An 18,804-nucleotide genomic window follows, 5' to 3' on the forward strand; every position below is an offset into this window, starting at 1 on the left:
TTTAGCATTCTATAATTATTAAATATATGGTCAATTCGAGTTTGTTGATCATCAAGTGGAAAAATATAATTGAACTAGGCTATTGATTGATTACAAACTTCAGATTCAGGTGTGTATAAAAATAAAATAATTCTAAATATTTTATTCTTATCAAGAAAATTCACTGATATAATATCAATTTACCTGTTTATCCGTAAATAAATATCATTAACATTGCAGCATGCTAATAAAATAGCCGGAGGTTGGCAGTAATTTAACACGCTGTGGAGGTGGCGTTACGGCTTTAGCCGTTACACCACGGGGCGAGCTTTGAAATTTGCGGTCTTTGCAAAGTTCAAAGTCGAGGTGTGAGACCTTGGCTCACGCCGATCCCCATAGCGAGTTAAATTACTGCCAGCCTCCGGCGGCAAAACAAAAAAGACTTGACTTTGGTTTTAATCCGCATTAAGATAACTTCAACATTTTAAAACAAATATAAAAAGCGACGACAGAAGAGTAGTCGAGTAAATCAGTCCAGAGAGTCAACGTTGGTGCGAGTTGATCTGATCCTTGATGAAACACATCTGTAAGTTAAATGATTGAAACAAGTAGGTCATTTCGGTAGCCCCGTTACAGCTGAAGTTATTGTAACTTCATGAGTCTAGTATCGTGAGATATTAGTAACCAGAGGTGGTACCGCGAATATTCGCCCTCTTAGTCTTTTGACTAAGAGGGTTTTTTGTTTATTTGCGAACCTTTTTACAATAACTTCCTGAGGTCAGTATCGTGAGATACTGACAAACTCGAGGTGGAACCACGTCAAGACGTCCTCTAGCATATTTGCTAGCGGGCGTCTTTTTTTATATTTAACAAAGGGGAGAAAAAATTATGATGAATTATATCTTTGAGATTTTACCGTCATTATTAAGCGGTACAGCAATGACATTAAAAGTTTTCTTTTGGACAATCATTTGTTCATTGCCATTAGGGGTCTTGGTATCACTCGGACGCAGCTCCAAATTTAAACCACTCAGCTGGTTATTATCATTTTACATTTGGGTCATGCGTGGAACTCCATTACTTTTGCAATTAATTTTCGTATTCTACGGATTACCAAACATGCCATTCATACATATCGTTTTTGAAAGATATGACGCCGCACTCTTTGCTTTCATCCTGAACTACACAGCCTACTTTGCTGAAATATTCCGTGGTGGTTTTGGAACTATCAGTAAAGGTCAATTCGAAGGTGCTAAGGTGCTTGGATTGAACTACTGGCAAACAATTAGAAAAATTATTATTCCTCAAGTTGTCAAAATTGTGCTTCCTTCAATTGGTAACGAAGTCATCAACTTGGTCAAGGATTCATCTTTAGTTTACGTAATTGGATTGGGCGACTTGTTGCGAGCCGGAAACATTGCCAGTTCACGTGATGTAACTTTACTTCCACTAGTCTTAGTTGGTGTCATTTATTTACTATTAACTTTGATCTGTACTTGGGCTTTGAAAGTCTTAGAAAAACGCTTCAGCTATTACCGTTAGGAGAGAGAAAATATGTTGAAATTAGAGAATATTACAAAAAGTTTTGATGGCAAAACCATCTTAGATAATTTAAATCTTGAAGTGGAGGATAATTCAATCCTCAGTATCGTTGGCCCTAGTGGTGCCGGTAAAACAACCCTCTTGCGCTGTATCGCTGGTCTTGAACGAGTTGACTCCGGAACATTCACTTTAAACGGCAAATCATTTGACCCCTTTGATGAATCAGTTAAGGAACGTGTTGTCGGCGTTGTTTTTCAAGATTTCAACCTCTTCCCTCATCTATCTGTAATGGAAAATGTCGCTTTAGCACCTGAAATGGTACTAAAACAAGACAAGAAAACTGCTGAAAAAAATGTTTCTGATTTACTAGCTCAATTAGGTTTGACTAGTCTCAAAAATCAATATCCATTCGAATTATCAGGTGGTCAAAAACAACGTGTTGCCATCGCCCGAGCTTTAGCAATGAAACCAGAAATTCTCTGTTACGATGAACCAACATCAGCGTTGGATCCAAGTTTACGTGATACCGTTGCTCAAGTTATTCTTGATTTGAAAAACACCGGCATCACTCAAATCGTCATTACCCACGATCCCGACTTTGCCAAAAAGATTGCCGATCAGTTACTCGAAGTTAAACCATTAAACGATTAATCATAGGGGGATTAATAATATGAAGAAAAAGATATTTATATTCTTGAGTTTATTAGCCTTCTTCAGTCTGACTCTAGCTGGTTGCGGCAATAGTCAAAAATCAGTTGCTCAAGAAGCCAACACGACTGACACTTGGTCACACATCAAAAAAAGAGGCCGTGTCATCATTGGCCTTGACGATACCTTCGTTCCCATGGGTTTTCGTGAGAAAAATGGTAAATTAGTTGGTTACGATATTGATTTAGCCAAAGCTGTATTCAAACAATATGGTATCAAAGCTGATTTTCAACCAATTGACTGGAATATGAAGGAAACAGAACTTCGTAATCGGACAATTGACCTAATTTGGAACGGTTATACCATTACACCTGCTCGTAAAAAGCAATTACTATTCTCTAGACCTTACATGGCTAACCGCCAAGTTTTGGTAACGAAAACTGCCGAGAATATTACGACATTTAAAGGTATGCAAGGCAAAACTTTAGGAGCTCAAACAAGTTCATCCGGTGCCAGTCTTCTAGACGAAAAACCAACCATGCTGAAAGATTACATCAAAGGCAAGACACCAGTTCTTTACGATTCATTCAATAATGCATTGATGGATCTTGATGCTAACAGAATCCAAGGACTTCTAATCGACAGTGTTTACGCTGGCTATTACATCAGTAAGGAAAAAGATCCCGCATCATACCGTGTAACCCGTGGTGGTTTTGATGGCGAAGACTTTGCTGTCGGAATGAGAAAAGGCGACAAGACATTGAAGTCTAAGATTGATAAAGGATTACAAAACTTAGCCAATACTGGTGAACTACAGAAGATCAACAAGAAGTGGTTCGGAAACTCAGACAACTCATTGATACAACCTGAAAAGTAGGATTTTGGTATTTGTTCACTGCCGCTGGAGGTTTCGAGGGAGTCTGGCATGCCATGCGACCGGCGCGAGCCAAGGTCTCGCGCCTCGATTTTGAGCTTTGCATAAACCGCAAATCTCAAAATACGTCGGTGGGGTAAGGTCTTACGACCTAACGCCACCTGCACGGCATTTCGACTCCCTCGAAACCTCCAGCTATTTATTTTTTTAATGATATATACAATACAAGCCTCAAGTTTATCTTCATATTTAATAATATGTTTGATGAACTTGGGGCTTATTTTTTAACTTTGAATTCATCAGATTAATTAATTTAGTACATAATTTGACTATTCAAAATCAAAATACATAAAATCATGACCGAATCTCTAAAGCAATTATCCAGACTAACTTATCAACGAAAAACTTAGCCTCCGGTCGTGCGCGATTGAGTACGCTGTGAAGGTGGCGTTACGGCTTTAGCCGTTACACCACGGGGCGACTTTGGATACTTGCCGAACTTGCAAGGATTCAAAGCGAGGTTCGAGACCGCTCTTTGGCTCGGACCGGTCCCCATAGCGGACTGCAATCACGCACGACCGGAGGCGGCCATCCTTCAATACCAAAATAAAAAAGAAGCTTCTAGACAAGTGCTCTAGAGGCTTCTTTTTCAGCGAATCGATCAATAATCTTGCTGAGAAGTTCAGGATTTCGTAACTGACTTCTCCACTCATCACTGACATGATAATTTAAATTTTCACAACTGCTAATTGTTGCAGCAATGCTGGCAATTGTATCGGTATCGTCGCCTAAATTGACGGCAAGAATAATAGCTTTATCAATACTAGTACTGGCCAAGACGCTCCACGTACTAGCTAACAATGTGTCAACTACATAACCCGAAGATTTAATATCTTTGCGCAATGTCATGCCAAAATTATTTTTGAACATTTCATCATATTGAGGTAATTCAGCCAACTCGTCTGGTCGATTTCGTAAAGCCTGATTCAACTGTTCAGGTAAATAATTCAAAATAGCTCTCAAGGCGCGGCCATTTAATAATCCATGTAAAATTTCTAAATAAATATAACTGCCGACGATTGCTCGTGGGTGGCGGTGTGTTAAGCAAGTGTATTCATACGTTAATTGAAGTCGTTTGTTCAAATCTATCTCATCAACCAAATGAATTGCTAAAGGTGCTAGGCGCATCAAAGCACCATTTCCATTAGCCTCAACGCTTGGATCTCCACATTCCAAAGCTGGATAGTGATTAACTGACCAATTTCTAACCGCCTTAGCACAGGCACTCCCAATACCAAATGCTAAATTGTCAGGTGTATATTCGTTGTGAAACATATAATTCTCGAACTTTTGCATCAATTCATCGTAACTACCATTTTCGGTTAAACTTTCCATTAATGGCAAAGTGAATGATGTATCGTCCGACCAACTCCCTTTGGCCTGTTCCCACGTTCCGCCCGCAGTCATCGAATCAATATAATAAGAATCACGCTTGGAAAATTCGACTGGAACTCCCAATGCATCCCCAACTACACCGGCGTACAAAATATTTTCTATCTGACGCTTATGCAACAATTCTCATCTCCCGTTTAAAAAACTGGGACTAAATTATTCATTTAGTCTCAGTCTTAGTTTAGTCTTCTATTTAAGAATACTACAAAAATTTTTCCCATCTATAAGCACGTTTAATCCTAAAAAATTAATAAAGCAAAAGCCAAAAAGATGCCCAACATAGCGAGCAAACTAACCTTCAACTTATCATCGCGAATATTCCGCAAATTTTTATTCATAAGCATATGCCTCCGTGCCTACAAGTGTTATATCATCTAAAAGAAAAAATGAAAAGGCTTTTTTAAAAAACTTAATTTTATTTTTTTGATTATATTTTTGTTTAATTATGCCGTCTGAAGAACCGAGAATATACACCTGCTATGCGGACCGGTTCGAGCCAAAGAACGGTCTCGAGCCTCGGTTTGAAGCCTTACCACAGACCGGTAAGTCTCCAAACACGCCCGGTGGTGTAACGGCTAAAGCCGTAACGCCACACCCACAGCGGGTGTATATTCTCAGTTCTTCCGACTAATTTAATTTTACCTTGTTTGAGATTATTACATCCATTTTGAAATTTATCTCCCTTAAAATAATAGATAGTAGTTAAAATACCATTACAACCTTATCAATTATTAACAATTACAAATGACTGATTACAATAAAAGTCATTATATAGAATTATTTATACGAGCATTTCCCGAACATTTCAGTATAATTAAGATATAACTAACGTGTAGTAACCACCGTCCAAAGTTTAAAGCAAGTTACATTTAATAAAAAATAACCCAGTTGGAAGAGCTGATAGCATTCATCAGCAGCGAAAGTGGCGTTATTGCTTTAGCAATTACACCACCGGGCGCGTTGGAGACTTGCCGGCTTTGCAAGGCTTCAACCGAGGTTCGAGACCGCTCTTTGGCTCGGACCGTTCCGCGCAGCAGATGAATACTATCAGCTCTGGAAACGACATGCTTAAATAACCTTTCAAACATCGACTGGCACACACGTTATAAATATAAAGGAGTGCTCACATACACCTATGGAAAAAAAGAATCGTGTTTATTTAGCCGGACCATTTTTTAGTGAACATCAAATCAAGCGTCTCGACGAAATTCAAAAGCTTTTAGAAGCTAACCCAACTATCGGAGATATTTTCCGCCCTGGTAAAGATGAATATAGTGATGCTGAGTTTGGATCATTTGAATGGCAAACTGCCGTTTACAAACATGATATTAATAATATTAATGTTTCAGATGTTGTGGTCGCAATGTTAGACTATAAAATAGAAGAAAACGAATTAGAGCCTGACTCAGGAACAATGTGGGAATGCGGCTATGCAATAGCTAACAATGTCCCAGTTATCGGTGTCAGAAATATGACTGAAGAACCTTTGAATTTAATGCTTGCTGGTAGTTTAACAGCTTTCTTCAATGGTCACGATAGCATTCAAAAAATTAAAGACTATAATTTCAACACATTAATGACACGCTACGAAAACGTTAAAGTACTTTAGGAGGAACGACATGTCACAAGTAACTCAACGAACAGAAAAATCAATCATCACAGCAATGGTTTCTTTACTACAGAAAAAGCCGTTCGAAAAAATCACTGTCGGTGATATTTGTGACGAAGCGTTGATCAACCACAGTACTTTTTACCGTTATTTCAATGATAAATATGCTTTGTTGCACGCAGTATTTTCATACCTATTAGATGACTTGCTCAATAACACTTCTAATGCCAAAACAGTCGTCTACCAAATAGCCGATTTTATGGAAAAAAACAGTAGTTTCATTCACCATATTTCACCACAGTACCAAACAAAAGCTAACCTATACCCTGAATTTCGAAGTATCTTGCAAGATATTGTTAAAACTAAGAGTAAGGATCCAGCCAGTCAAAATGATCCATTGATTAAGATGATTACTAAATCGGATTCACCTGAGTTGATGATTAGCTTCATTGTCGGTGGATTGATTGGTTTAGTCGAGTATCTCGAAGATAATGATTTCAACGTCTCACGTGATAAATTTATTGAATTTACTGCCAGTTTCTTTGAGAAATGGTCTAACTAGACTTTTTGGGGCCGCCGGAGGTTTCGAGGGAGTCTACAGCCATGCGACCGGTGCGAGCCACGGTCTCGCGCCTCGATTTTGAGCTTCGCAAAGTACGCGAATCTCAAAATACATCGGTGGGGTAAGGTCTTACGACCTAACGCCACCTGCACGGCATTCCGACTCCCTCGAACCCTCTGGCTAATGTATTGATGTGCTTCTTTATAATATGAGCTTTATTTAATAATCATTAAAATCACTAAAGTTAACTCTGAATTTCCGAAAATATAACTTATATCACAAAATTATAGACTAAAAATAGTCTATTTTTTTTACGCTTTTTTTACATTAAATAGATTATATATATACATTCCGTCTTCATACTATAGCTACTGACTTATTTGACGAGAAGTTCGAAACTGCAATCACGTGAAACCAGAGGCGGTATCCTTCAACGCATAACCATATTTGTCACAATAACCTGATAAGTTTACAATTGTAATATTGTGTTTATTTTAAGGAGGTAACGATGTCATCAGGAAAAATCAATAAAAAATGGTTTCTTCTCAGCATGATGCTGGTTGCAGCCAACTTGCGACTTCCTATTACTATTATTCCGCCATTATTGAGTACCATTGAAAAAGATCTGGGTATTCCTAAATCATTGGCCGGTTTAATTACATCTATTCCATTAATTACTTTTGCCATTATTTCACCAATTATTGTTAAAGTTGCCAAAAAAATTGGTAATGAATTGACGATTTTTGTTTTCTTTATTCTATTAATCTTCGGTAGTTATTTAAGAATTATCCCGACTGTTTGGGCTCTGATGCTTGGGACTTTCCTTGCTGGAGTTGGTATCGACAGTGGTAATGTTCTCGTCCCTGCAATAATTAAGGATCACTTGCCTAACCAGATTCCTTTGGGAACTAGTCTCTACACAATGTCGATGCTCTTGATTGGTGCAATTGGAACAGCCCTATCAGGTATTTTGATTACGAAAGTCAATTTGCAAACGACACTGGCAAGTTTATCAGTCGTTGCTATTGTCGCTTTAGTTTTCTGGGTTCCTAATTTGAAATACAATCATCGTGAAACTACTACCATCCAACATAAAACTAATTATCGTAGTGTCTGGACGCAAAATCTCGGTTGGTTGATTACAGCATTTTTCGGATTACAATCAATCGTCTACTACTCACTTATAACTTGGTTACCCTCGGTTTTGGAAAATCATGGCATTAGCACTATTTTTGCCAGCAACCTTCTGACGCTGTTACAACTAAGTGGATTGCCTTGTTCATTCATCGTACCTTTCTTGTCCGTTAGAAAACACGGTATGAGAACACTGTTGATTATGCTATTTGTCGGCTATGTCATTGCCCCACTGGGATATCTAATTTCGACCAGCAACGCCGTATTCTTGACAATTATCACTATCGTCACAGGCTTTGGTTCTGGCCTAGCTTTCAACATGGCCATTGTTTTCTTCACGGAAAAGACCACCAATCCTTATCAAACCGCTGAAGTCTCTGGTATGGCTCAATCCGCCGGTTACTTATTAGCAGCTATCGGGCCAGTGCTATTTGGATTTATTGAAAATTCAGTTGGATCCTGGAATGTAATTATTTTAATTCTTGTTGTCCTATCAACATTATTAGCAATATCTGGATTACTTGTTGCACGCCATAAACCAATTGCAGAATAAAAAAATCATCGTTTATCAAAAAAGATAAGCGATGATTTTTTAATTAAAACATTCCTTGAACCAATTCAGCCAATTTGATAAATATCCAACCTATCCAAGTTGTAGCTGATCCAACAATATTAGTAATTGCTGTAAAGCTCTTAACTGAACCGATATTACTCATAACAGCTGCTTTAGTAAATTCTGGAGCAATTGATGTTCCAGCATAAAATACAACCGTCACAATCAAAATACCTGCTATCAACATTCTAAACATATTTCTCTTACAGAATGGAGCAACTAGAGCAAATAAGAACATTAGAGATGCTAAATCTGCGAATGGTAATACTTTGTTTCCTGGTAGAACAAAGGCTAGGATAATTGCAAATGGTAATAGTAACAATCCAGTTGCTAATACAGATGGATCATCAATTAGTAACGCAGTATCCATACCAATAAAGAACTTTCTTTTTGGGAACCATTCCTTGAGTTGCGCATCAACACGGTCACGTACCATGACAAGGCCTGAAACCAAAACATCAACCATAATTGGAAGTAAGTACATAGCTGCAGCAATATTAATACCTAAAGTAACAACTTTGCTTACGTCATACCCTGCTAAAATACCTAAAATAACACCGATAATCGCACCGAATGAAATTGGTTCTCCCAGAGTACCTAAACGTTTATTAACTGCTTCTGGCTGCAAGTTAATCTTGTTTAATCCAGGAATTTTTTCAATAATCCAATCTGCAGCGATACCAAATGGTATCCAAGCTATACAGGTTAGATGTGGAAACGATATTCCCTTTAGATCCTTATTTGGAAATTGCTTTTGAATTATCGGTTGTGTCAAATCTGCAACAACAGCAACCCAGAAATTATTAGTCCCTGCATAGATTACTGCTCCTAACAATAGGAAAATCCAAAAGTTGAAAATATCAATATCAACTGTCTTAGTAACATTCAACACTAAAAGAATAGCATTGATTACTAAGAATCCTACAACTGCAACAGGCATGATTGGAGATCCCCACCCAATTGTTGAAGCAGTTGCCCAGCCAACATCTGTAACTGTTAAATGTAATCCTAAACGTGCGACCATTGCTTTTGAGGCCGGACCTAAAGCATTTAAAAGAAGGTTAATAACCATTGATACACCTGTAAAACCAACACCTACAAGCATACCAGCTTTAAACGCTTTAGCTGGTTTCATCTTAAAAATGAGACCTACAATGAAGAAGATAATGGGCATCATGACACTCGCACCTAAAGAAATAATGCTGTTAATTATTGCCATAAGTTACCATTCCCTTCTATTCTTCTATACTTTGTAAGAAGCGACTTGCAAACAATTTTGGAGTATTCTTAAATGCATCGGCCGTTGAACCTGCCAAGTGAGATGTTAATGTGATATTGTCTAATGCTAAGAATGGACTATCCTTTGGCAATGGCTCTTCATCAAATGTATCAACGGCAGCGCCAGCAATCTTATGATTCTTAAGAGCATCAATCAAAGCACTTTCATCAACAAGTGCAGAACGTGCTGAGTTAATGAAATAAGTTCCTTCTCCCATCAAATCAAACATATGCTTGTCAATAATATGATGTGTTTCTTCAGTTGCACGCATATGAATTGAAATAATATCGGCTTGCTTAACCAAATCTTCCAACTTATTTACTTTTTCAAAGCCTTCTACTGAGTCAACATATGGATCATAAAAGATAACGTTAGCATCCATACCCTTCATAAATTGAGCTACTAGTCGTCCAATGTGTCCAAACCCAATAATACCCATAGTCTTTCCACCAACTTCGGGAATATTATCTTTGTTAGGGAAGTCCTTTAACCAAATATCTTTATGCATTGCTGCAGAAGTTCTTGCAATATTACGTGTTTCTGACAAAATCAAACCAACGGTAAATTCAGCAACAGCTCTGGCATTACGACCAGCAGTATTCATAACCTTAATGCCTTGGCTTTCAGCATAGTCTTTATCTACATTCTCAATTCCACCACGGAGAACACCAATATATTTCAAATTCTTAGCTTTATCAATTAGCTTCTTGCCGATTGGTGTAAATTGTGTAATAATAACATCGAATTTATCAATATCTTTTAACAAACTTGGGTCGGTGATTTCGACGGCATCAGCCCCTTGTTGTTCTACCAGAATATTATCATTTTGTAATGACTCAACTGAGTCATGACTCCAGTCACGGATTTCAACTTCGAATCCGTGATTTTTTAGTTCTGTCAAACCATTCTCCAACATTTCTGGAGTAATCAAATTATCACCAAATGCTAAAACCTTCATAATAACAAATCCCCTTTTATAAAAATTTAGTGCATTAACATACCACCAGTTAAATCAACTGTTGCACCTGTCATATACGAATAAATATCTGAAGCAAACAATGTACCCATCTTTGCAACTTCTTCAGGCTCTACAACTCGTCCCATAGGAATACGATTTACATAATAATTTGGATCTTTATCCAAGTTTGCTTGAATCATACGTGTATGCATAATGCCAATACACAAGTTAATAACATTAATTCCATTTTTGGCTTGTTCACGTGCTAATGATGCGGCAAATGCAATCAATCCAGCTTTTGAAGCTGCGTAGTGTGAGTGACCTGTTGTTGATCCATAATATGCTGCTTGACTTGTGATGTTAATAATGTGACCACCGTGCTTCATTGAATTAGCATCACGAATAAATTCCTGACTCAAAATAAACGGTGCACGTAAGTTTGTTTCTAGTTGACGATCCCAATCTTTAACTGAAATTTCATCAACATGACCAGTTAGCCAGATACCGGCATTATTTACCAATATATCAATCTTTGATAATTTTTCTTTTGCTTGCTTGAAAAATTCACGGCATCCTGATTCTTGAGATAAGTCAGCTTTTATACCATATGCTTTAACATCAGTTTCTTCAGCAACAAGCTTTTCAGTTTTTTCAGGATGTTCACTTTCACTGTAGTAAGTAAAAGCAACGTTTACACCTTCATTAGCTAGAGCAATTACAAATTGTTGTCCTAACCCAGTTGCACCACCGGTTACAATCGCATTTTTACCTTTTAATCCTAATTCCATAATATTTCCTCCACTTCATTACTTATTTTCTAGAACAGGTTGTTCTAATTCTGTATCCTCCATTGTCTTCCATGCACCATGCATGCCTTGTAATTCTTCTTTATACAATGCATATTTTTGTTGATAGATCTTGGCATTAGCTGGATTTGGTTGAATTGTTCTTGAAATTTTCACCATCTTATCTGCAGCGGTTGCAAAGTCTGGATAAACGCCTGACATAACGGCAGCTGCCATCGAAGTGCCTAGAGCTCCATTTTCTGATACATCAACTAATTCTAATGGACGTTGGAAAACATCTGCGAACATTTGAAGCCAGGTGTTACTATTAGTAATACCTCCAGCAATACGGATAGGACCACTAATATCAGGATTTATTGAATTCAATTTTTCACAGTGTGCCATATGTGCAAAGACAACACCTTCATAAACTGCTCTTACAAATTCACCCAAACTAGTTGATTTAGTTGCTCCGACAAAACCAGCAGTAGCATTAGCGACACCAGCATTTGATCCAAAAATGAATGGGAAGAAAATCAGCTTACTATCAGCGGGGTCAACACTATTAACCAAGCTTGAACAGTAGTCATAAATTGACATTTTCCCTTCTTTTTTCAATTCTGCCTTAATTGGACCCATGAACGTATTAATAAACCAAGTTAAATTACTACCTGATGTGGGACTAGCTTCTGTAATAAGATGATATCCAGGAATTGGATAATCAGAAGTCATAAATAAATCCTTAATAACTTTAATTTCTTTACTGATGTATTGGTTAATACTCCAAGTACCAGTGACAATTGATAGATTATTTCCTTCTACAAGACCAGTTGAAAGTGCACTTGCAGTGATATCAAACAATCCGCCTGCTACTGGTGTTCCCTCGATTAATCCTGTAGCTGTGGCAGTTTTAGCTGTAACTTGACCACACTCATCATTAGCATTAACTAATTCAGGCATTTTTTTGAGCCAATTCTTAATTCCAAAGAAATCAAATACTTTTTCATCATAATCTTCTGTTTGTTGATTAATCATTGATGTTCCAGATGCGTTTGAAAGTTCAAATCCTGCCTTACCGGTCAACCAGTAACGAACCAAATCGGTAATCATAAATACATATTTAGTTTTGGCATAAACATCAGGCTCATTCTCATCCAACCACTTTAATAATGAAACCGGTTGTGATGCCCAAACCGTTTGATACGTTCTTGGACGTACAATGGTTTCATATTCTGGATCAGCAAGCCATTTATCAACAATTCTATGTGCTCGGTTATCAGTCGAAATGATACCATTACGAACGACACTGCCATTTTCTCCCATTAAGTACAATCCATTTCCATGGCCTGTACATGAAATACCAACAATATCGTGAGCATCAATTCCGGACTTCTTTAGAGCTCCTCTAATGGCTTCAAAATTAACTTCTTTTAATTCATCCATATCACGTTCAGTCCAATAATGGTGCGGTGTCAACATGGTAGTGTACGTAGTATGCTTCGCAATTTCGTTACCATTAATATCATAGATAGCAGCTTTACTAGATGTTCCACCATTATCTATTCCCATTAAATACTTTGTCATGATTGAATCTTCCCTTCTGAATCATTCCCATAACTCCACCTTACTTGTAGTGACGGCAGAGATACCTACGTCAAAAATCTCTTTGATCATTTCTTTATCTCTAACAAAACCACCGGCAATATAATTGTGTTTATCATTCATCTGTGTTAATTGCTCAATTTCTTGTACACCACATTCGGCTGGAAGAACCTCAATAGCATCAAAGTGGTTATTTCTTAAAATATTGGCCGACCTTTTTAAAGACCGAGAATCAATCATGAACAATCGGTAGACTACTATTATTCCTAATGCATAGGCCATTCGAGCTGCATTTACATTTGTTGTAAAAATTCCGTCCAAATGATACATGTTCTTTAAAAGTTTCATGCCAGTACTATCTGGCTTAAATCCCCCAATCAATTCCAAATCAGCAAATACCTTTTTACCGTGCTTATGTACAAATTCAACTTGCGACATTAAGTTTCCAATATTTGTATCACTGATGAAAACGATTGGAGAATCAGCCTGACATGCTCTTCTTAAATACTTAATTTCTCTAACCGATGGTATAACGACTGAATTCAATAACATTTTATTTACCTCAAAAAAGTTTTGTCTGTGAGTCTAACGACTTATCAGCTACTTAAGCTTATTAAATTTGAGGTTGTATGGGCTACTTTTCTGACTCAACTTCGTTATAAATCTTAATTGCTTCATCAACACTCTTGTCGTCGTGAATAATTGCAGCCAATGCAGCAACTTTACCAACAGGATTTGGATCTTGAGTGATATTACGTCCACAAGCAATACCTTTAACACCAGCATCCATTAAGTTACGAACAAATTGGAAATACTCTTCATTGCTTGTCTTTGGACCACCTAATGCAACTACTGGACGATGAGTATTTTCTACAATCTTCTTGTCTGTTTCAACATCGCCTGTCATTCTTGTCTTAACTACATCTGCACCATATTCAGCACCAAGACGAGCACCGGTACGTACATTCATTGGATCCCCTGATTCTTCACTGATTACTGGGTAACTATATGGTAATGTTTCAGCCAAAACAGGCATGTTCCATTCCTCACCTTGTTTTGCCAAATGAGCTAACATCTTGTGTGAAAATTCTTCACGTCCTTCAGCTCCTGGGAATGTCATACAAACAACACCATCAGCACCCAACTTCAAAGCATCAGTTACATCGAAAAATTCTGCGGTTTCTGGTACTGTCGGATCAAATACATTTACTGAACCATCAACACGTAATACTGTTGGAACATCAAGCAAATCTTTTTCAAACATTTGAGCCTGACCATAAGTTACTAGTGCAGCATTTAGACCATATTTCAACAGGTTTTTAACATTTTTAACGCTGAAATCGACACCCTCGGTATTCTTTGAAAAACCAAATCCATCCAAGGCGACAATGATAGTTTTGCCATCCTTTCCAAATAGTCTTGACATACGTTTTTGCTTATCCATAACAAATTCCTCCTAAAAATGTACAAAAAAATAAAGAGCGCCTCAGAAATTGCCTATAGCATCACTGCCAAAGGTCATTTTCCAAAGCGCTCTTTATTTCTTGCTTTGTTGTTACTTATTTTGTTTACGACAACAATATAGCTCTTTATGTAAGCGCTGTCAAGAATCTGCTTAAATTTTGTTCAATATTTTAATAAATTAATACCTAAATTTAGTACATAATTGCCCGTGCAATCATGTTTTTTTATTGGAACTAAAATATCAAAATAATTTATTTTTTATTAATAAACTGTCCAAATTCAGTTCCATTTAAGTTGAGTATCTTAAATTCCCAGCTAGTTCCAGCAATAAATAAGTTATATTATAAATAAAGATTCATTATCATTTAACGGGAGAAAAACACAAATATGAAAAATTTATTTTTTGATTTCGATGGCACTATTGCTAACACTCAAGAAGGCGTCATCAATGCACTTAATTACATGGCTAAAGAAATGGATATGAAAAACTTAGGAAAAGATATTTACACGAAATTTATCGGACCATCCCTCCCCGATGGTTTGGCTAGATATTACCCTGACTTTCCCAAGTCACGTTACCAAGAAGCAATCAAAACCTATCAAGCTTTCTACAACACTAAAGGTGTTTACCAACTAAAACTCTATGATCAAATGGAAGAGACACTCGCAAAGTTACAAGCTGACGGATACAAATTATACGTTTCTACAGTTAAACCAGAGTCTCTAGTTAAAATTCTCGTACCTCATCTCGGCCTTGATAAGTACTTCTCAGGCGTTTACGGTGCATCTGATGACGAGACTACCCGCAACACCAAGAAAGCCATTCTACGTTATGGTATGGACGACGCCGGTGTTTCCGCCGCTGATACTTTAATGATTGGTGACCGAATGACTGACATGGAGGGCGGTTTAGAAAATCATACCCATACTCTCGGGGTTCTCTACGGTTTTGGCGATAAAAAGGAATTGGCTGACTCTGGTGCTGAACACATCGTTGAACACGTAACCGATATTCCTGCTGGAGTTGAACAATTTGCTTAGCCAGATGGATCTCGAAGCATTCAATACCTTAGGAGAATTTTGTGGTCAACGTGATATCTCTGAGCTGACTACAACTTCCCTACAACAAAATTACGAAATTACTAAAGCTGATGTCTTCGTTTTATTTGGTGGCAGTATTCTTTATGGTGTTGATGTTCTAGCACAAGCCATCCAAAATAAGATTGCTAAAAAATATCTTATCGTCGGTGGCTATGGTCATACAACTGCTACATTGCAGCAAACTGTTGGTAAGCAATATCCCGACCTAAAGACAAGTGAGATGCAAGAAGCTGACTTATTTGCAGCTTTGTTGAGGAAACGATTCAATCTTCAAGTAGATTACTTAGAAACTAAATCAACTAATTGTGGCAATAACATCACTTACTTGTTGGATCTACTCAAACAAAAACACATTGATTTTCAATCAATTATTCTGGCTCAAGATGCTACTATGCAAAAGAGAATGTCAGCCTGTTTAGCAAAATACGTTTCAACTGATGTTCAAATAATTAATTTTGCTACTTACCAAAATCAGTTGACCATTAAAAATCAAGAATTAGCTTTTACCAAAGACATCCCTGGAATGTGGACTCCTGAACGTTATATGAAATTACTGATGGGTGAAATTCCACGGCTGACCGATAATACTGGCGGCTATGGTCCCAAAGGTAAAAATTTCATCAGTCACGTTGATATTCCCGAAAAAGTTCAGAAAGCTTATCTTTTTTTAAACGACAAATACCCACAGATCAACCGTCCCAGCAATAATTTGTATTCTTCCTAAAAAAGTTCAACTTTTCCCTTGCTATGAAACGCGTTCGATAATATATCATACTTTGTGTAGAGAAGTTAAGACATGTCGAACCGCTTCGTTGAATTTATAAAAATGCAAGGGAGATATCAATTATGTTTAAAATTTTTAGAAAGAACCACACAACCGCAAATATTGAATTAGAAGATAACAATCAAATGAGTGCTTTGAAATTAGCTGCTAAGAAAGCCGCCGACGAATTTAGCGTTGATGAACAAACAATTCAAAGCAGTATCTTTGCTAGTGCTGCCGCCGGTAATACTATTATCGAAAACCGTGCCGTATTCATGTACGCAACTAGTGAAAAGAAGAGCCGTGTTCACACAATGATGTTGACGTTCAAGAACCCTGTTGCTTGGGGTAATGACAAGACACCTATCGATTACTTGATTGTGGGCATGTTCCCAGAAGATTCAGACCAGAATACCGTTGATGCCGTTACTGAAAAAATCACTAATATTATGCATGATAAGTCAGAGCAACTTGATGATATTAAGTTTAATGATGGTGATTTGAACAAGCTTAACCAAGCATTTACTGACTAGATTTATAAAATATAGATAACTACTAAAAGAACTGTTCCCAATCGAGCAGTTCTTTTATTTTGATAAAATAGTGGACTTTGTCCACTAAAATGCTATAATAAATTCCATTAACCCTTAGGAGACACGCATGGTGCTAGTTGATAATCCATAACAGATACTACATCATTTAAATGGTTTGACTGTTAATGCATTAGTATACTTTTACATTCAATTATCGATGATTAACTAGTCGGAAGAACTGGGAAATATTTGTGTGCCATGGTAGTGGTATAAGGACGGGAGGATTCTCCCGTCCTTATACCACCGGGCGTGTTTGGAGACTTGACGAACTTTGTCACGGCTTCAAACCGAGGTCCGAGACCGAACTTTGGCTCGGGCCGTTCCGCACAGCTAGTGAATATTTCCCAGTTCTGTAGACGGAATACTTAACCAGCACCAAGCATTTAGGAGATGAATTATTTGTTAAACAAATCCGAGATATCTTCCATCAGAAATTTCAACCGAGATTACACCAAACTACTCGGAATCATGAACAAAAAAGTCCTCAACACCCCACTCAGTTGGACTGAAGGACGAGTATTACTGGAAATTTCGTTCAATAACGACAAAACTCCTATCGAAGTCGCCACAAATTTGGACCTCGATAAGAGTTATACAAGTAGAATTCTCAACCGTTTTGAAAAAAATGGCCTCATCAGCAAGTCACCTTCCGCCACCGATTCACGTTCAGTCGAACTAAGTTTAACCACTGAAGGTCAAAAAATGGTCAAGGAGTTGGACGACCGTTCCGACCAACAGATCAAAGACTTGTTAGCTGACCTATCACCAACTGAGCAGCAACAATTTTTCCAATCTATGGCAACCTTAGACAAGTTACTATTTACTAGAAAGTAGGCATCATTATGTGGGAAACAAAAATCTTTTCAGAATTAACTACCAAGGAACTTTATGAAATTCTTTATCTCAGAACTAAAATTTTCGTTGTTGACCAAGAACGGATTTACCAAGAAGTTGATGAACATGACTTGGAAGCCATTCATATTTTTGACATGATTGATGGCAAAGTCGCCGCTTATGCACGTGTTTTCCCACAAGAAAATAACGTCACTTTTGGACGAGTAGTTACTGATCCAAAGTACCGCGGACAAGGTTTAGGCAAAGAATTAATGGATTACGTCCTAACCGCGATTCAACATAACTTTCCTAACAAAGAAATTGAGATTGAAGCACAAGTCCAAGTTCAAGATTTTTATAAAAAATTCAGTTTTGAAAGTCACGGCAAACCATTCTTATTCAATCACACGCCACACATCAAAATGACCCATCCAGCCATCTAATGCAAAACATTCCAGTGGGTATATTTCGTATCAGTTGCAACAAATTTATTCAATAAGATGTACTCTTTCGCCTTCAAAACTAATGGCGAACTATTTTCCAAATTCAAATCTTCAATATCTACCCACTTAGAACCATTAGCATCTTGACCGATAAACTGCTCATTTTTAATACGCGGAGTACCCGAATAATCGTCAATCAAATAAAACGTGCAGACATGATTATTCCAATTAAAATGTTGATACGTCCACGGATAAATAAAACTAATCGTCCCTAATTGTTGGAAATGCAAAGTTTCCAAGCCAGTTTCCTCTCTGACTTCACGAACAACAGCCTCACTGATTGACTCGCCTTCATCCAAACTGCCACCGGGCAAATCATATCTTTTAATATAGGGTCCACCATTCTTGCTAATAACTAAGAGTTTATTACTAGCTGAAATGATACCGTATGCCCCAAAAGCAAAATGAACTTTTTTATGACTCATAAATAAACACCTCAAGTTTAATTATATTAATTTCTTCTGTTATAAAACCCATACATCCATTTTAAACATTTCAAACATAAAAGT

The 18,804-nt window shown here is 37.4% G+C and carries 19 protein-coding genes and 1 other annotated feature; of the genes, 11 read left to right on the forward strand and 8 right to left on the reverse strand.

The annotated features are described in order from the left end of the window. The first annotated feature begins 475 nt into the window (after positions 1-475). Positions 476-696 (forward strand) — a binding site (T-box leader). A gap of 171 nt (positions 697-867) precedes the next feature. From AAA923_RS06190 to AAA923_RS06200, 3 genes are read left to right on the forward strand one after another with little or no spacing between them, the layout of a single operon-like run. Then, on the forward strand, positions 868-1,521 hold the full coding sequence (locus tag AAA923_RS06190) for an amino acid ABC transporter permease (RefSeq protein ID WP_338215527.1): 654 nt from the start codon (positions 868-870) through the stop codon (positions 1,519-1,521). Positions 1,522-1,533: 12 nt separating this feature from the next. After that, a complete protein-coding gene (locus AAA923_RS06195) occupies positions 1,534-2,172 on the forward strand; it encodes an amino acid ABC transporter ATP-binding protein (RefSeq protein WP_338215529.1) in 639 nt (212 codons plus the stop codon). Between the two features lie 19 nt (positions 2,173-2,191). Beyond that, positions 2,192-3,046 (forward strand): amino acid ABC transporter substrate-binding protein, encoded by an 855-nt coding sequence (locus AAA923_RS06200; RefSeq protein ID WP_338215531.1) that lies wholly within the window; start codon positions 2,192-2,194, stop codon positions 3,044-3,046. 618 nt (positions 3,047-3,664) lie between these two features. On the opposite strand, the gene AAA923_RS06205 is transcribed toward AAA923_RS06200, so the two are convergent. Continuing rightward, a complete protein-coding gene (locus AAA923_RS06205; protein ID WP_338215533.1) occupies positions 3,665-4,618 on the reverse strand; it encodes an ADP-ribosylglycohydrolase family protein in 954 nt (317 codons plus the stop codon). A gap of 1,012 nt (positions 4,619-5,630) precedes the next feature. Here AAA923_RS06205 and AAA923_RS06210 point away from each other — a divergent pair. The 3 genes from AAA923_RS06210 (at position 5,631) to AAA923_RS06220 (ending at position 8,353) form a co-directional block, all read left to right on the forward strand. Next, a complete protein-coding gene (locus AAA923_RS06210; protein WP_338215535.1) occupies positions 5,631-6,104 on the forward strand; it encodes a nucleoside 2-deoxyribosyltransferase in 474 nt (157 codons plus the stop codon). Positions 6,105-6,114: 10 nt separating this feature from the next. Beyond that, entirely contained in the window at positions 6,115-6,666 is a 552-nt protein-coding gene (locus AAA923_RS06215) for a TetR/AcrR family transcriptional regulator (protein WP_041499805.1), read from the forward strand. Between the two features lie 508 nt (positions 6,667-7,174). Beyond that, positions 7,175-8,353 (forward strand): CynX/NimT family MFS transporter, encoded by a 1,179-nt coding sequence (locus AAA923_RS06220; protein ID WP_338215538.1) that lies wholly within the window; start codon positions 7,175-7,177, stop codon positions 8,351-8,353. Between the two features lie 43 nt (positions 8,354-8,396). Here the strand turns inward: AAA923_RS06220 and AAA923_RS06225 are convergent, their stop codons facing one another. From AAA923_RS06225 to AAA923_RS06250, 6 genes are all read right to left on the reverse strand, one after another. Next, on the reverse strand, positions 8,397-9,632 hold the full coding sequence (locus tag AAA923_RS06225) for a PTS galactitol transporter subunit IIC (protein WP_338215540.1): 1,236 nt from the start codon (positions 9,630-9,632) through the stop codon (positions 8,397-8,399). A 16-nt stretch (positions 9,633-9,648) separates the two neighbouring features. After that, the gene (locus AAA923_RS06230) at positions 9,649-10,650 is read right to left on the reverse strand and encodes a 2-hydroxyacid dehydrogenase (RefSeq protein ID WP_338215542.1); all 1,002 of its coding nucleotides are present in this window, start codon (positions 10,648-10,650) and stop codon (positions 9,649-9,651) included. Positions 10,651-10,676: 26 nt separating this feature from the next. Next, on the reverse strand, positions 10,677-11,438 hold the full coding sequence (locus tag AAA923_RS06235; protein ID WP_338215544.1) for an SDR family NAD(P)-dependent oxidoreductase: 762 nt from the start codon (positions 11,436-11,438) through the stop codon (positions 10,677-10,679). Positions 11,439-11,456: 18 nt separating this feature from the next. Continuing rightward, entirely contained in the window at positions 11,457-13,019 is a 1,563-nt protein-coding gene (locus AAA923_RS06240; RefSeq protein ID WP_338215546.1) for an FGGY-family carbohydrate kinase, read from the reverse strand. Positions 13,020-13,040: 21 nt separating this feature from the next. Beyond that, positions 13,041-13,589, reverse strand: a complete 549-nt coding sequence (locus AAA923_RS06245; RefSeq protein ID WP_338215548.1) for a glycerol-3-phosphate responsive antiterminator — start codon at positions 13,587-13,589, stop codon at positions 13,041-13,043. Between the two features lie 82 nt (positions 13,590-13,671). Then, a complete protein-coding gene (locus tag AAA923_RS06250) occupies positions 13,672-14,481 on the reverse strand; it encodes a class I fructose-bisphosphate aldolase (protein ID WP_338215549.1) in 810 nt (269 codons plus the stop codon). A 407-nt stretch (positions 14,482-14,888) separates the two neighbouring features. On the opposite strand from AAA923_RS06250, the gene AAA923_RS06255 reads away from it, so the two are divergent. The 5 genes from AAA923_RS06255 to AAA923_RS06275 all read left to right on the forward strand — a co-directional run bounded on the left by AAA923_RS06255 (position 14,889) and on the right by AAA923_RS06275 (position 18,235). Further along, positions 14,889-15,542: an HAD hydrolase-like protein gene (locus AAA923_RS06255; RefSeq protein ID WP_338215551.1), complete on the forward strand. Its 654-nt coding sequence runs from the start codon at positions 14,889-14,891 to the stop codon at positions 15,540-15,542. Further along, positions 15,535-16,326, forward strand: a complete 792-nt coding sequence (locus tag AAA923_RS06260; protein ID WP_338215553.1) for an ElyC/SanA/YdcF family protein — start codon at positions 15,535-15,537, stop codon at positions 16,324-16,326. The genes AAA923_RS06255 and AAA923_RS06260 overlap by 8 nt, the downstream gene beginning before the upstream one ends. Before the next feature lie 122 nt (positions 16,327-16,448). Then, positions 16,449-16,898: a PTS sugar transporter subunit IIA gene (locus AAA923_RS06265; RefSeq protein WP_338215555.1), complete on the forward strand. Its 450-nt coding sequence runs from the start codon at positions 16,449-16,451 to the stop codon at positions 16,896-16,898. A 450-nt stretch (positions 16,899-17,348) separates the two neighbouring features. Beyond that, the gene (locus AAA923_RS06270) at positions 17,349-17,792 is read left to right on the forward strand and encodes a MarR family winged helix-turn-helix transcriptional regulator (RefSeq protein ID WP_338215556.1); all 444 of its coding nucleotides are present in this window, start codon (positions 17,349-17,351) and stop codon (positions 17,790-17,792) included. Positions 17,793-17,800: 8 nt separating this feature from the next. Next, a complete protein-coding gene (locus AAA923_RS06275) occupies positions 17,801-18,235 on the forward strand; it encodes a GNAT family N-acetyltransferase (protein WP_338215557.1) in 435 nt (144 codons plus the stop codon). Here AAA923_RS06275 and AAA923_RS06280 read toward each other — a convergent pair. Further along, positions 18,232-18,720, reverse strand: a complete 489-nt coding sequence (locus AAA923_RS06280; protein ID WP_338215559.1) for an NUDIX hydrolase — start codon at positions 18,718-18,720, stop codon at positions 18,232-18,234. The genes AAA923_RS06275 and AAA923_RS06280 overlap by 4 nt on opposite strands. Between the last annotated feature and the right edge of the window lie 84 nt (positions 18,721-18,804).

It is taken from the genome of Companilactobacillus muriivasis (assembly GCF_036246245.1).
In the GTDB taxonomy this organism is placed as follows: domain Bacteria; phylum Bacillota; class Bacilli; order Lactobacillales; family Lactobacillaceae; genus Companilactobacillus; species Companilactobacillus muriivasis.

What these genes read in the sequence shown, in the direction of transcription:
- AAA923_RS06250 (WP_338215549.1), bottom strand. Translation starts at nt 14,481, where the DNA reads ATGGATAAGCAAAAACGTATGTCAAGACTATTTGGAAAGGATGGCAAA.
- AAA923_RS06220 (WP_338215538.1), top strand. Translation starts at nt 7,175, where the DNA reads ATGTCATCAGGAAAAATCAATAAAAAATGGTTTCTTCTCAGCATGATG.
- AAA923_RS06200 (WP_338215531.1), top strand. Translation starts at nt 2,192, where the DNA reads ATGAAGAAAAAGATATTTATATTCTTGAGTTTATTAGCCTTCTTCAGT.
- AAA923_RS06265 (WP_338215555.1), top strand. Translation starts at nt 16,449, where the DNA reads ATGTTTAAAATTTTTAGAAAGAACCACACAACCGCAAATATTGAATTA.
- AAA923_RS06195 (WP_338215529.1), top strand. Translation starts at nt 1,534, where the DNA reads ATGTTGAAATTAGAGAATATTACAAAAAGTTTTGATGGCAAAACCATC.
- AAA923_RS06190 (WP_338215527.1), top strand. Translation starts at nt 868, where the DNA reads ATGATGAATTATATCTTTGAGATTTTACCGTCATTATTAAGCGGTACA.
- AAA923_RS06280 (WP_338215559.1), bottom strand. Translation starts at nt 18,720, where the DNA reads ATGAGTCATAAAAAAGTTCATTTTGCTTTTGGGGCATACGGTATCATT.
- AAA923_RS06235 (WP_338215544.1), bottom strand. Translation starts at nt 11,438, where the DNA reads ATGGAATTAGGATTAAAAGGTAAAAATGCGATTGTAACCGGTGGTGCA.
- AAA923_RS06210 (WP_338215535.1), top strand. Translation starts at nt 5,631, where the DNA reads ATGGAAAAAAAGAATCGTGTTTATTTAGCCGGACCATTTTTTAGTGAA.
- AAA923_RS06245 (WP_338215548.1), bottom strand. Translation starts at nt 13,589, where the DNA reads ATGTTATTGAATTCAGTCGTTATACCATCGGTTAGAGAAATTAAGTAT.
- AAA923_RS06215 (WP_041499805.1), top strand. Translation starts at nt 6,115, where the DNA reads ATGTCACAAGTAACTCAACGAACAGAAAAATCAATCATCACAGCAATG.
- AAA923_RS06255 (WP_338215551.1), top strand. Translation starts at nt 14,889, where the DNA reads ATGAAAAATTTATTTTTTGATTTCGATGGCACTATTGCTAACACTCAA.
- AAA923_RS06275 (WP_338215557.1), top strand. Translation starts at nt 17,801, where the DNA reads ATGTGGGAAACAAAAATCTTTTCAGAATTAACTACCAAGGAACTTTAT.
- AAA923_RS06230 (WP_338215542.1), bottom strand. Translation starts at nt 10,650, where the DNA reads ATGAAGGTTTTAGCATTTGGTGATAATTTGATTACTCCAGAAATGTTG.
- AAA923_RS06240 (WP_338215546.1), bottom strand. Translation starts at nt 13,019, where the DNA reads ATGACAAAGTATTTAATGGGAATAGATAATGGTGGAACATCTAGTAAA.
- AAA923_RS06270 (WP_338215556.1), top strand. Translation starts at nt 17,349, where the DNA reads ATGAATTATTTGTTAAACAAATCCGAGATATCTTCCATCAGAAATTTC.
- AAA923_RS06225 (WP_338215540.1), bottom strand. Translation starts at nt 9,632, where the DNA reads ATGGCAATAATTAACAGCATTATTTCTTTAGGTGCGAGTGTCATGATG.